Genomic DNA, 13098 nt, shown 5'->3' with positions numbered 1-13098 from the left:
CTACTGCTAATGATTATGACAAACTATTTGCTAGTGTTACTTACGCATTTTAATAAAGGACTACAATGAAAAATACTAAAAAACTACTAATCTCACTTTCTGTTGTTACTGCAATTGCATTAACTGGTTGTGTTATGGAATCAAACACTGCAACAAAACAAGAAGTTGCTCAATCAAAAACTATATTAGAAGCATATTCAAATATTGCACTTGATAGTTATTCTACTGCACTAAATGATGCAAATGATTTAACTAAAGCAATTGAAAAATTTGCAGCTAATCCTACTGAAAGTACTTTAGAAAAAGCAAAAGACGCTTGGCGAGTTTCAAGAGAATCTTATGGACAAACAGAAGCATTTAGATTATCAAATGGTCCAATTGATGCAGAAGAAGGTTGGGTTTCTGAAACTTATGGAGCATTAGAAGGACAAATTAATGCTTGGCCATTAGATGAAAATATGATTGACTATACAATTGATGCAAATGGTGCTAAAACATCTGGAAATATCATTGATACAGTTGGAAAATTTAATCCAGGTGGAGAAGATCCAAAAGTTGTTGATGTAACTAAAATCACTCCTGAAGCAATCTCAGATTTAAATGAAAACGGTGGAGATGCCAATGTTGCTAGTGGATACCATGCAATTGAGTTTTTATTATGGGGGCAAGATCAGGATTATTCTAACTTCCTAAAAGATTCAATTACAAATGGACCTATGACTGCAGGTCAAAGACCATTAAGTGATTTTACAAGTGAAGTAAATGCTCCAAGAAGATTTGCTTATTTAAAAGCAGCAGCAGAAAAAATCGTAAATGATTTAGAAACTGTAACATTAGCTTGGCAAAAAGAGGTAAAAGGAACAGCAGGTCTTTATAATGCTGCACTATTAGGTAAATTATCAGGTGATAATGCATCAAAAAATATAGGAAAAGATGAAGCTCTTAAACAAATCATTTCTGGTCTTGGTGTATTTATAAAATCAGAACTTGCAAATGAAAGAATCGCAGTTGCTGTTTTAACACCATCAGAAGAAGATGAGCACTCTTGTTTCTCGGATAATACACATAGAGATATTGCAACAAACTATCAAGGGTTCAAAAATATTTTAACTTCAACTTATGATGGAAAAAAATATGGTCCTTCTTTATTAGACAAAGTTGATGCAACATCTAAAGCAAAAATAGAAAAACTTATGACTTCTATTGAAGAAAAAATTGCTTTAATAGATACAACTGCAAAAACAAAAGAACATTTTGATTATCAAATAAGACCAACAAGTCCTATGTCAAAAGTTATTGTCAAGCTTAAAAATGAGATGAGAAAACTTGGAGATATGATGGTTCCTGTTGCTGTTTCAAATGGAATAAATTTAACAACAGAGGATGTTACTGACGCAGATGAAACAAAACTTTAATTTCTTAATTTTAATTCTATTCTTTGCAATAAATCTATATTCATCACAAAAGATGAATAATGAAGAATATGATAAATTTATGTTAGGTAGAAGTTTCTTTACAATTCCTTGGGTTGAGGCACCTAGTGCCACAACTGCAAGGGATGGTCTTGGACCACTATTTAATGCAAATACCTGTATTGGCTGTCACCCTAATAATGCTAGAGGAACTCTATACAGCAAATCAAACCGTGCTTCAAAATCACTAATCCCAAAACTCTCTATTGACTCAAACAATACAAATTTACATCAAAGTATTTTAGAAAATCAAGGTTTAATCCCAGAACCAATCTATGGAGAACAAATTGCAATAAGTAGTATTAATGATGTTCCATATGAGGCAAAAGTTAATATTGATTTTGAAAAAATCAAACTCTATTTTGATGATGAAGAACACTTTATTTATAAACCAAAATATACTTTAACTAATCTAAACTATGGAAGCCTTCATAAAACTACAAATATCACATATAGACTTGCTCCAACACTTTATGGCATGGGCTTAATTGATGAAATAGATGAAAATTCTATACTTGAAAATGTAGATGAAAATGACTCAAATAATGATGGAATAAGTGGAAAAGCAAATTTTGTTTACTCTAAAATAACTCAAAAAAAAGAGTTAGGGAGATATACATATAAAGCTAGTGTTGCCTTTTTAAAAGAGCAAGTTGCAAATGCAGCATTTAACGATATGGGTTTATCAACTTCTTTAAACCAAGGTGAAAACTGTACAGAGTTTCAAATAGAGTGTAATGAAGCACCAAAGGCTAGAGATGAGATTGATATTACTGATGAAAGACTTGATGCTATTACATATTATTTAAAAAATCTTCCAAGCTATGAGCCTACAAAAAGTAAATCTTTTGATAAGGGAATTAAAATCTTTTCACAGACTGCTTGTACTTCTTGTCATGTACCTTCACTAAAAAGTAAAAAAGGCAAAAATATTTATACTTTCTCAGATCTTTTATTGCACGATATGGGAAAAGGTTTAAGTGATGGAAGAGTTGAGTTTCAAGCGCAAAGAAATGAATTTAGAACAGCACCATTGTGGGGATTTAAAACAGAAAAAAAAGAGTATAGACTTCTACATGATGGTAGAGCTAAAACTTTTGAAGAAGCAATTTTGTGGCATGGTGGAGAAGCTAACCGTGCAAAAGAGAATTATATAGCTTTAAATAAAAAAGATAAAAAACTTCTAATAGAGTTTTTAAAAGGATTATAATGAAAAAAATCATCTTACTAGTTAGCTTAAGTGTTATGACACTATTTGCAAAAGAGACTCTTTTAGATTCTATACTAAAAAATGTTTCAATTGTAAATGTAAATGACACAATTAAAAATGCTCAGATTTTACAAAAAAATTACAATGCAAAAAATTTCAAAAACTTCATTATCTCATGGAAAAAAGTTGAAGCATTTTATTTTGCAGGAGATATAGATGAAAACTATCTTGATACACCAAGATATATCGATGTTTTTCACAACTTAAAAGAGAATTTAAATGAACAGATGCAACGGGTTATAGACTCTAAAGATGAGCCTCAAATTGCACTTTTTAAACACTCATTTAAAACAGTAAATGCCTTAGAATATGTTTTATTCAATGATAACACAATCACAAAAAGAGAAAAAGAGTTAGCAAATGTAATTACAAATACTATTATCTCTAATTTAGAAGATATAAAAAGTGCTTACGAAGAGTATTTAAGTCGTGATAAAAAAGATGAGCAATGGGAAAATGGCTTAATCATGAATGCTCTTATTTCTAGTACTTATAAATTAAAAGAGTGGAGAATAAAAGTAGCTAAAAAAGAGCAAGAGTATATTTTAAGTGATAATACCTATTTTGCAATTGAGGCTATTTTGGAAGCAAACAAAGAGATAATTGGAAATCAAAGTTATTATAACTTTGCAAATATGGCTAAAAAAAGTGGTGCAAAAAAAGAGACTGTGCAAGCACAAACTTTATTAAATAATGCAATTGAATCTTTAAAAAACAACCCAAAAGATTTATATAAAGCTGTAAATAAGCTTCATGTTTCTTATTTCTTATCTTTAATTGAGCAATTAAGTATCACAGCAAAAATATTAGACGCTGACGGAGATTAATTTGAACGATTTAATGGTATTTGAATATTTTATAAATCCAAACAAAAGAGTCTTTTGGATTTATATTATTTCATCTATATTTTTAGCATTTTTATATTTTTTATATACTAAAAAAAGTCATAGGGTTATATTTTCTTCAAAGCTCTGGTTACACCCTAGTGCAAAGCTTGATTACTCTTACTTTTTTTTAGGATATATGATAAATGCATTTTTACTAATACCATTAATAATTAGTGCAAAAACTATAGCTTATAGCATCACTAAGTTTTTGTATTTACATTTTGGAATGATTGAAAATAGTATATTTTCATATAAAGAAATTTTGTTTTTATATACTTTATCACTTTTTATTTTTAGTGATTTTACAAGATATATTTTACATAGAATTTTACATGAAGTACCTTTTTTATGGGAGTTTCATAAGGTTCACCACAGTGCAAAAGTTTTAAATCCACTCACTTTTTATAGGGTTCACCCAGTTGAAAACATACTATTTGGTCTAAGATATAGTCTAAGTATTGGTTTTATTACGGGAATATTTTTGTACTTTTTTGGTGCAATGATTGATATATATATGGTCTTTGGTGCAAATATTTTTATAGTAGTTTTTTCTATATTTGGATCAAACCTGAGACATAGCCATATTCCATTTTCATATGGAAAGTATCTAGAAAAAATATTTATTTCACCAAAACAGCATCAAATACATCATAGCAAAAAACATTTCGATAAAAACTATGGTGGTTACTTAGCAGTATGGGATTATCTTTTTGGAAGTTTAAAACTTTCAAAGGATGTAAAAGTTTTAAAGTTTGGACTAAGAGAGGAACAAATGAAAGAGTATAAGACTATTTTATCTCTTTTAATTTTTCCTTTCAAAAAAATATTTAATAGGAGACAATATGACAAAAATAATTATGATAGCTAGTTTACTTTTTGTAAACATCTATGCAAACCAGTTAACACAAGAACAGATTCTAGGGAAAACTCTATTTTTTGATAAAAACTTATCTCAAAATAGAACACAGGCCTGTGCAACTTGCCACAATCCTGATAGTGGATTTATCGATGATAGAGATAATGGCGTAGCAAAAATGGCCTCTATGGGAGATAATGGTACTTCCATTGGAGATAGAAGTGCACCAACTGCATCTTATGCAAAGTTTTCGCCTCTATTTCATTATGACAAAAAAGAAAAAGCCTATGTGGGTGGACAGTTTTGGGATGGAAGAGCTAGTACACTAGAAGACCAAGCAGGAGGACCTCCTTTAAACCCAGATGAAATGGGAATGATGGGAAAAAAAGAAGTTGTAAATAGATTATTAGAAAACCTATATTATGTAAGCAGTTTCAAAAAACTATATGGAAATGAGATATTTAATAATCCTGAAAAAGCCTTTGAAGCCCTGACAAAATCTATTGCAAGTTTTGAAAGAAGTGATGAAGTATCACCTTTTGATTCTAAATACGATAGATTTTTAAGAGATGAATATGACTTAACAGCATTAGAAGACTTAGGTAAAGCACTATTTTTCTCAAACAATAATAACTCTTGTTCATCTTGTCACGTTTTAAAAGGTGAAGATAAAGAGGGTGAGACATTTACAAATTACCAATATCATAATATAGGAACACCTGTAAATAAAGATTTACGAACAAAAAATGGTGCAAAGAGACTTGATGATGGTCTATTAGCAAATCCTGCTGTTACAGATAAAACACAAAGAGGAAAATATAAAGTTCCAACACTTAGAAATGTAGCAGTCACAGGTCCATATATGCATAATGGTGTTTTTAGTGATTTAAAAACTGTTGTTGAGTTTTATGATAAATATAATAACACGCAACGTTCAATAAACCCAGAAACTGGTAAAAAATGGGCAGAACCTGAGATTGAAGATACAATTTCAAAAGAAGAGTTAAAAGCCAAAAAATTAACAGATAGAAAAGTTGAAGCACTTGTGGCTTTTATGAAACTTCTTACTGATAAAAAGTATGAACATTTAATTAAAGAGTAATCTTTTTAGGGAAGCTTTGTGAACTCTTCATAAAGCTCATCCCAAACTTCATTTTCAAGTTCTAGTATGATATTTATAGGTTTATTTCCCTCATAAGATTTACTATTACAAAGTCCAAGATAAATAAAAGGCTGAACCTTTTTATCTTCATGGGAAATCTTTCTTACAAATAGATGCAGTCTTGTTTTGTATTTGATATTTTCACAGAGTCTTAATCCATCACTTTTATCACTACTCATATTTGGTTTACTAACATAGGTAATTAAGTTTTTATCTAAGAAATTGTTTTTATATTTTGATGACTTAGATATCTTGTCTTTTTGTAGGGTTATAAATAAGAAAAAATCATCCCTATGCTTTAGAAAACCACTTCCCCTAAAGGAAGTATGTATTTTATCAAGATTGCATACTAAGGCGATATTTAGCATATTGTAGTTTTCATAAAGTTTTAAAAATGGTAAGCCATAATCTTCTTCTTTAAAAGTTTGTTTATAAGTTATGATTCCATAATTTAAACTATGTTCCATAAAAATTTTTGCTTCATCTTTTTCCAATACTTTTTCAAACTCTTTTGTAATAAATAGTTTGTTTTCTTTTAAATCCACAAGTTTTAGATATCTTTGCACTTGTAACTTATCAAAGAACTCTTGATTTAGGTAACGAAAAGAGTGCTTTATAGTATCTTTACAGACAAAATCTAACTCTTTATTTAGTAAATCAAAAATCTGTTTTTGCGTACAAGAACTATGAGTCAATAAATATTTTAATATAACAAACTCATAAACTCTTTTTATAGGTAATAAAAACTCACAAAATCTTATTGCTTTTATAAAGTTTTCATCTTGGCATAAAGTTTTAATTTCACTTCTATCTTCAACTTTTTGTAAAAACTCAATATATGATTTTGACTCAGAGATAAAATCAAGAGGACTAATGTGCTCACTAAAAGCAATATAATCTTCTAGCATAGGAATTTTATTTGAAAGTAAAGATTTAAATTCATAGTATTTTTGTTTTAAATACCTCATCGAATGAAAATTCTCTTTTTCTATTTGTTCTAATACTCTTTTTTTAGATATCTCATCCATGCTAATAAAAGCATGAGCAATATTTGCAAAATTATTTGAAAGTGCAATTTTCAAACTCTCTTTATCTATAATCTTATCACCCAATAATCCAAAGGCCACCATATAAGCTCTGTTATGATTACCAATAAAATCTAAAATAGTGACAAACTCTTTGTTTTTATGTTTTCTCAACCCCCTACCCAATTGTTGCACAAAAACTATTGAAGAGTTTGTTGGTCTTAAAAAAAGTACACTATTAATTGAAGGAATATCAATTCCTTCATTAAAAATATCAACACTACAAATCACTTCCAAATCATGATTATCATCTTCTAGGTTTTTAATATACTCTTCTCTTTTTTCTATGGAGTCACCACTTGTTAAAGCAAGAGATTTTATACCTTTCTTACTAAACTCTTTTGCCATAAAGTTTGCATGTTCTTTTGAAGCACAAAAGGCTAAGGCTTTTCTTTTTTTACCATCAAAGGAATAAAAATCCATCTTTTCAATAATATAATCAACCCTTTTATTAACCATCAAAGCTTTGGATAGCTGTGATATATTTAAAATATCAATATTTTCATAATCAATTGATTCAATATCGCATATTCCATAATAATGAAAAGGTGAGATTAAACTATGCTCCAAGGCATCATTAAGTCTTATATCGCAAGCAATATTTTCATCAAATACTTCATAAATATTCCCTTCATCACTTCTATTTGGAGTGGCAGTAAGTCCTAGTAAAAATTTAGCTTTAAAATAATCACAAACTTTTTCATAACTAGGACTTGTAATATGGTGAGCTTCATCCACTATTATATAATCAAACTCCTCTTTTAAAAAGTTTTCATAATTTGAACTTATAGTTTGAATAGTAGTAAATAGATACTCTTTATCAATCTCTTTTTTATTTCCTGTATATAAACCCATAGTTTTATTTAAAATAATCTTCTCAAAACTATTTTTTGCTTTTATTAAGATATTTTCCCTATGAACTATAAACAGAATTCTTTTAGGCTCAAAGGCTTTCACATCAAAGGCTGCAAGATATGTTTTTCCTGTACCTGTTGCTGCAAGAACTAAGGCTTTAGTCTGTTTTTTATCTCTTAGATGTTGCAAGTTATTTAAAGCTTCTCCTTGCATACTATTTAGGGTAAAACTACTTTTATATGAAAACTCTTCTATTTTGTTTTTATGATAAAAGTTTTCATACTCATTTAGAAATCCACTATCAACTTCAAAACTTTGTTTAAATAAAATATCAAATTCCCTTAATATCTCATTTGCAAAAATATCATCTTTTTTTGAGACTGTTTTTATATTCCATTCCACACTGCTTTTAAAAGCACTTGCAGTTATATTTGAAGAACCAAGAAGTATCTTATAATCATCTTCAAACTCAAAGATATATGCTTTTGTATGAAAGCCTTTTTGGAAGTGATTTGTATCATAAATTTTTAGCTCAATATTTTCATATTCAAGTAGTTTTTCTAAGGCTTTTGGTTGGGTGAAGTTTAAATATGTAGATGTAAGTATTTTACCCTTTATTCCATTCTCTTGGCAAAATTCTAGACTATCAAGTAAAAGTTGAACTCCTGAGAAGTTTATAAAAGCTACAGAAAAATAGTAGCTTTTACATTCTCTTAAAAGTTTTGTTAAATGGGTATAAAAATTACTATTGGACCCATTTGTAATAAGAGAGTTCACTTTATTTTAGTTTTTCTTTTAAGATGATTTTACCCGTTTCAACACCTGGTTGGTCATAGGTATTTATCTGTACAAATTTTCCTACAATAGAAGTTAATAACTCATACGAAAACATTAGTTTACCTATGTTGTATTCATCTTGAGCTTGGATAGTTATCACATCACATGGTATATCATCTAAGCCCTCTATTGCTTCAATAGTCGCATCTGCCTGTTTATTTATCAAATCTTTAAATTTAATATCATTTAAATAATCCAACTCTTCTAAACCTTCTAGGGATAAATCAGGAATGGTCATCTCATCTTGGAAGTCTTCTATTTTTATAAAGGTAACCGTCTTATCTCTTTTACCCTCAACTATTAGTTGTAAAAAAGAGTGTTGGTCAATTGGTCCTACCAAGCCAATAGGAGTAAGGGCTTGCTTTGTGCCATTTATGTTTATTTTACCAAGACTCTCTCCCCAAAGTTGAACATACCACTTATTAAAACCTTCAAGTAAAAGTGAATATGAAAATACAACATTTATATTAAATCTATTTTTGTTTTCAACTAAAAATCTAGCCTTTTCCATAAGTAAAGCATAATATTCATCTTGTGAGAAAAAGCTATTACTTACCTCTTTACAACCTCTTAATAACTCATCTATATCCAAACCCATAATAGCTAGTGGCACTAATCCAACTGCAGAAAATACAGAAAATCTACCACCAACATCTTTAGGTATGTCAAAAGTTTTTATATCTCTTACTTTTGCAAAACTATTTAGTTTACTATCATTTTCTGTTATGCATATGGTGTTTGATGAATCAATAGTTGTGAGAGTGTGTAAATATTTTAGGATACTAACCGTCTCAACTGTAGTTCCTGATTTACTTATGATTATAAATAGTGCATCATTTAGATTTATTTTACTAATTCTTCTTTGTAAGTCTAAAGGGTCAGTAGATTCTAAGAAGTGAAGTTTTTTTTCATTTTCTTTGTGTTGTAAGAACTTATGAATAGCAAAAGTTCCTAAAGAACTTCCACCAATACCAACTACTACTATATCTTTTTGAGTTACAGTTTTAGCAAACTCTTTTATCTCACTTGTATCTTGATAAGGAAGGTTATAATAACCTATGTAGCTTTTCTCTTTTTTTATTCTTTCAAATATCTCTTGATTTGATTTGATTTGATAAAAATTCTTATTATATTTCATTTGCTTTTACTTTATTATAAAAGTGGTTTGTAGCTTCAACAAACCCATCTATGCTTCCACAATCAAACCTTTTACCCTTAAATTTATATCCTATTACCATATTCTCTTTTGCTTGTATCATAAGTGAATCAGTGATTTGAAGCTCACCATTTTTACCTGGCTTTGTGTTTTTTATTATCTCATAAATATCAGGTGTTAAAATGTATCTTCCAATAATTGCAAGATTTGAGGGAGCATCTTTTGGGTCTGGTTTTTCAACCATATTACTTATCATATAAATACCCTCTTCTATCTCTTTACCTTCTATTACTCCATACTTATATGTTTCATCTTTAGGTACTTCTTCAATAGCTACGATTGAACACTTATACTTTTCATATAGCTCTACCATTTGAGATAAAACTCCACTTCCTTCATGGTCACACAAATCATCTGCAAGTATCACAGCAAAGGGCTCATCTCCTATTAGAGTTTCACCGCCAGTTAAAATAGCATGGCCTAAACCTTTCATCTCCACTTGTCTAGTATAAGAAAAAGTACATTTTTCTATTACACTTCTAATTTCAGTTAAATAGTGCTCTTTACTTGTACCTTTTATTTGATGTTCTAGTTCATAAGATATATCAAAATGGTCCTCAATAGCTCTTTTCCCTCGTCCTGTTACTATAGCCATGGTACTCATTCCAGCAGCAATTGCCTCTTCTACACCATATTGAATAAGTGGTTTAGTTAAAATTGGTAACATCTCTTTAGGTGTTGCTTTTGTAGCAGGTAAAAATCTTGTCCCGTAACCTGCTGCGGGGAAAAGACACTTTTTTATAAGTTTTTGTTTCATTGATTATCTCGTTTTATAAATTTAAGAGATTGTAACAAAAAAGCATTAAAATCTTAATTTATTTTTTTCATCAACAATCTCTTCTAATCTATCATTTGCAGGAGTAGGTTCTATTGATAAACTTGATATCTCATCTCTTAACTCTTTTGTCATATCTATTTTTATACTTTCAAGATTAGGGCTAAGTTGAGCGCAATTTCTTGCTCCAATAATTGATGAACTAACAGCTTCATTACTTGCTGCCCAACTTATTGCCAATGCAGATGGCTCATAATCATTTTCTTTTGCAAATTTACAAAATTTTCTTGCAGTATCATAATAAGTTTCACTAGAGTATCTCTGATTATAATATTTTTTGTCATATAATCTTGCACTACTATTTTTATCAATCTCTTCATACTTTCCAGTTAATAAGCCTGAACCAATAGGACTATATGTCATAACACCTAGTTGTTGGTCTTGGGCTAAAGGGAAAATTTCTACTTCGGCTTGCCTTTTTATAAGGCTATACATTGGCTGAATACAATCAATTTTGTTAAGTAAGTTACTTTTAGAGATATGAATACTTTTCATTATTTGCCATGCAGCCCAATTACTAACTCCGCTATATAAAATTTTCCCTTGTTTTATTGCTTCATCTAAAAACCTCATACTATCTTCAATGGAAGTATACGAGTCAAAATAGTGTAAAAAATATATATCTATATAGTCTGTGTTTAATCTCTTTAGACTCTTTTCAAGTTCAAGCATTAGATGTTTTCTTGAAGTTCCTAAACTATTTATTTCATCTGTAACTCTACTTCCAGCTTTTGTTGTTATTATAACTTCATCTCGACAACTGCTAATGCACTCTCCTAATATTATCTCAGACTCTCCATTGGCATACTTATTTGCACAATCAAAAAGATTGATTCCACTATCTTTACAAATATTAAACATCTTTATTGATTCTTTTTTATCTGCTTCAGCTCCAAAAGTCATTGTCCCTAAACTTATATTAGAGACTTTTAACCCTGTTGTTCCAAGTTGATTGTACTTCATTTTTAATCCTTTATTTATGAAATATTAATCATATTATATTACAAAGAAATTACAACTTGTATATACAAGTTGTAATTTCCCTGTAACTTTTCAGACCTATACTTTCACTACAAAACTTGAGAAAGGATAGTGAAGATGTCAAAAATATTTGATTATGAATTAGTTTATAACTATTTATTAAATTTGATAAATAACGAACTAGAAGAACATAATAAAATACCTTCTGAAAACACTTTATGTGAAAAATTTTCTCTATCTAGATTAACTGTAAGACAAGGGATTAATAAACTTAAAAATGAAGGCTACTTATATTCAAAAAGAGGTAGTGGAAACTTTGTAAATCCTAAAAAAATAACTTACACAATCTCTTCAAATACAACCTTTACAAATGAGATATTAAAACTAAAAAAAGTTCCCTCTATCAAACTTTTAGAAATGAAAACAATTAAAGCAGATGAAGAAGTTGCAAAAAAATTAAACATTAGAGAAGCAGAAGAAGTTTTATATATAAAAAATATGAGATTCGTTGATGATGTACCATTTTTATTTGCAGAATATTATATGAATAAATCACTATTAAAAGATATAGAAAGCATTATTCCTACAACAAAGTCAATTTCAAAACTATATAAAGATATTTATAAACTAAATCCTCAAAGAGAGAGTTCAGATATTGATATAACTTCTACAAACTATATATCAAAACAGATTTTTAATGTACAAAATGATTTACCGATAATTAAAATTTCTACAAAAACTACTGATAAAAAAACAAATCAAACTATTGATTATTGTTACTCTTATTTTAGAAGTGACATGGCAAAAATTGTAGTTGATTATAAGGACAAATTAAATGATTAAAATGAAGAACCTAACCTTAGGTTATAAAAAAGAGAAAATATTAGACAAGTTAAACCTAAAAATAAAAGAGGGTGAATTTGTTGGGATTATAGGACCTAGTGGAGCAGGAAAGTCAACTCTTCTTATGTCTGTTGTTGGTGGTATAAAAGTATTTAATGGTGAGTTTGAAGTATTAAACTATAACATGGACAATATCAAGAAAAAAGATTTGGTGAAATTAAGAGAACAAATAGGAATCATCTTTCAAGGATATAACTTAGTGGATAGATTAAGCGTACTTGATAATGTAATTAGTGGAATGTTAAAAGATATTCCAATGGCAAGAGCTGTTATTAAATATTATAAAGAAAAAGAGTTAACAAAAGTACAAAAACTCCTCGAAATAGTGGATATCCAAAAACACTCTTCAAGAAGATGTGATGAACTTAGCGGAGGTCAGCGACAAAGGGTAGCTATAGCACGGGCCCTTGCAAGTGAACCTAAAATAATACTTGCAGATGAACCTATTTCAGCACTTGACCAAAAAAGTGCAAAAAAAGTCATGGAAATATTAGAAAAAATCAATAAAGAAATAAAAGTAACCATCATAGCAAACTTACATCACCTTGAGGTTGCAGAAAAATATTGTACAAGAATTATCGGAATAAATAGTGGTAGAGTAATTTTTGATGGAAAAGCAAATGAATTAAATGAAAAAATTTTAGAAAAAATCTATGAAGGTGAAGCAGAAGAAAACGACACAGACTGATTTATTTAATAGCTCTTACTTGAGAATTTTGGCGAATCATGAAGCAAGAGC

11 protein-coding genes are annotated in these 13098 nt (G+C 29.1%); 7 read left to right on the top strand and 4 right to left on the bottom strand.

Going from position 1 to position 13098, the window contains the following annotated elements:
* Positions 1 to 65 precede the first annotated feature (65 nt).
* The 5 genes from Q0617_RS12700 to Q0617_RS12680 are packed head-to-tail and all read left to right on the top strand — an operon-like array spanning position 66 to position 5587.
* Positions 66 to 1415 (top strand): imelysin family protein, encoded by a 1350-nt coding sequence (locus tag Q0617_RS12700; RefSeq protein ID WP_298753698.1) that lies wholly within the window; start codon positions 66 to 68, stop codon positions 1413 to 1415.
* On the top strand, positions 1399 to 2682 hold the full coding sequence (locus Q0617_RS12695) for a di-heme oxidoredictase family protein (protein ID WP_298753697.1): 1284 nt from the start codon (positions 1399 to 1401) through the stop codon (positions 2680 to 2682). The genes Q0617_RS12700 and Q0617_RS12695 overlap by 17 nt, the downstream gene beginning before the upstream one ends.
* Positions 2682 to 3569: an imelysin family protein gene (locus tag Q0617_RS12690; protein WP_298753696.1), complete on the top strand. Its 888-nt coding sequence runs from the start codon at positions 2682 to 2684 to the stop codon at positions 3567 to 3569. Before Q0617_RS12695 ends, Q0617_RS12690 begins: the two co-directional genes overlap by 1 nt.
* Position 3570: 1 nt before the next feature.
* Entirely contained in the window at positions 3571 to 4497 is a 927-nt protein-coding gene (locus Q0617_RS12685; RefSeq protein ID WP_298753695.1) for a sterol desaturase family protein, read from the top strand.
* Positions 4472 to 5587 carry a cytochrome c peroxidase gene (locus Q0617_RS12680; protein ID WP_298753694.1) on the top strand — a complete coding sequence of 372 codons (1116 nt, stop codon included), beginning with the start codon at positions 4472 to 4474 and terminating at the stop codon, positions 5585 to 5587. The genes Q0617_RS12685 and Q0617_RS12680 overlap by 26 nt, the downstream gene beginning before the upstream one ends.
* 5 nt (positions 5588 to 5592) lie before the next feature.
* Here the strand turns inward: Q0617_RS12680 and Q0617_RS12675 are convergent, their stop codons facing one another.
* Genes Q0617_RS12675 through Q0617_RS12660 form a run of 4 tightly spaced genes read right to left on the bottom strand, consistent with a single transcriptional unit; the run spans position 5593 to position 11438 of the window.
* Positions 5593 to 8364: a DEAD/DEAH box helicase gene (locus Q0617_RS12675; protein ID WP_298753692.1), complete on the bottom strand. Its 2772-nt coding sequence runs from the start codon at positions 8362 to 8364 to the stop codon at positions 5593 to 5595.
* A gap of 1 nt (position 8365) precedes the next feature.
* Positions 8366 to 9562, bottom strand: a complete 1197-nt coding sequence (locus tag Q0617_RS12670) for a glucose-6-phosphate isomerase (RefSeq protein ID WP_298753691.1) — start codon at positions 9560 to 9562, stop codon at positions 8366 to 8368.
* A complete protein-coding gene (gene galU / locus Q0617_RS12665; protein WP_298753690.1) occupies positions 9552 to 10397 on the bottom strand; it encodes a UTP--glucose-1-phosphate uridylyltransferase GalU in 846 nt (281 codons plus the stop codon). Before galU ends, Q0617_RS12670 begins: the two co-directional genes overlap by 11 nt.
* Positions 10398 to 10442: 45 nt before the next feature.
* Entirely contained in the window at positions 10443 to 11438 is a 996-nt protein-coding gene (locus Q0617_RS12660) for an aldo/keto reductase (protein ID WP_298753689.1), read from the bottom strand.
* A gap of 135 nt (positions 11439 to 11573) precedes the next feature.
* Between Q0617_RS12660 and Q0617_RS12655 the strand changes: the two genes are divergently transcribed.
* A complete protein-coding gene (locus Q0617_RS12655) occupies positions 11574 to 12299 on the top strand; it encodes a GntR family transcriptional regulator (RefSeq protein ID WP_298753688.1) in 726 nt (241 codons plus the stop codon).
* Positions 12292 to 13047 (top strand): phosphonate ABC transporter ATP-binding protein, encoded by a 756-nt coding sequence (gene phnC / locus Q0617_RS12650; RefSeq protein WP_298753687.1) that lies wholly within the window; start codon positions 12292 to 12294, stop codon positions 13045 to 13047. Before Q0617_RS12655 ends, phnC begins: the two co-directional genes overlap by 8 nt.
* Positions 13048 to 13098: the final 51 nt, after the last annotated feature.

The organism is uncultured Arcobacter sp., assembly GCF_937982575.1.
Lineage (GTDB): Bacteria > Campylobacterota > Campylobacteria > Campylobacterales > Arcobacteraceae > Arcobacter.
This window is presented reverse-complemented; position numbering and strand designations above follow the sequence as displayed.

Excerpts from the sequence above, each read along its gene's own strand:
- Q0617_RS12660 (WP_298753689.1), bottom strand. The coding sequence starts at position 11,438 with ATGAAGTACAATCAACTTGGAACAACAGGGTTAAAAGTCTCTAATATA.
- galU (WP_298753690.1), bottom strand. The coding sequence starts at position 10,397 with ATGAAACAAAAACTTATAAAAAAGTGTCTTTTCCCCGCAGCAGGTTAC.
- Q0617_RS12695 (WP_298753697.1), top strand. The coding sequence starts at position 1,399 with ATGAAACAAAACTTTAATTTCTTAATTTTAATTCTATTCTTTGCAATA.
- phnC (WP_298753687.1), top strand. The coding sequence starts at position 12,292 with ATGATTAAAATGAAGAACCTAACCTTAGGTTATAAAAAAGAGAAAATA.
- Q0617_RS12655 (WP_298753688.1), top strand. The coding sequence starts at position 11,574 with ATGTCAAAAATATTTGATTATGAATTAGTTTATAACTATTTATTAAAT.
- Q0617_RS12690 (WP_298753696.1), top strand. The coding sequence starts at position 2,682 with ATGAAAAAAATCATCTTACTAGTTAGCTTAAGTGTTATGACACTATTT.
- Q0617_RS12680 (WP_298753694.1), top strand. The coding sequence starts at position 4,472 with ATGACAAAAATAATTATGATAGCTAGTTTACTTTTTGTAAACATCTAT.
- Q0617_RS12700 (WP_298753698.1), top strand. The coding sequence starts at position 66 with ATGAAAAATACTAAAAAACTACTAATCTCACTTTCTGTTGTTACTGCA.
- Q0617_RS12670 (WP_298753691.1), bottom strand. The coding sequence starts at position 9,562 with ATGAAATATAATAAGAATTTTTATCAAATCAAATCAAATCAAGAGATA.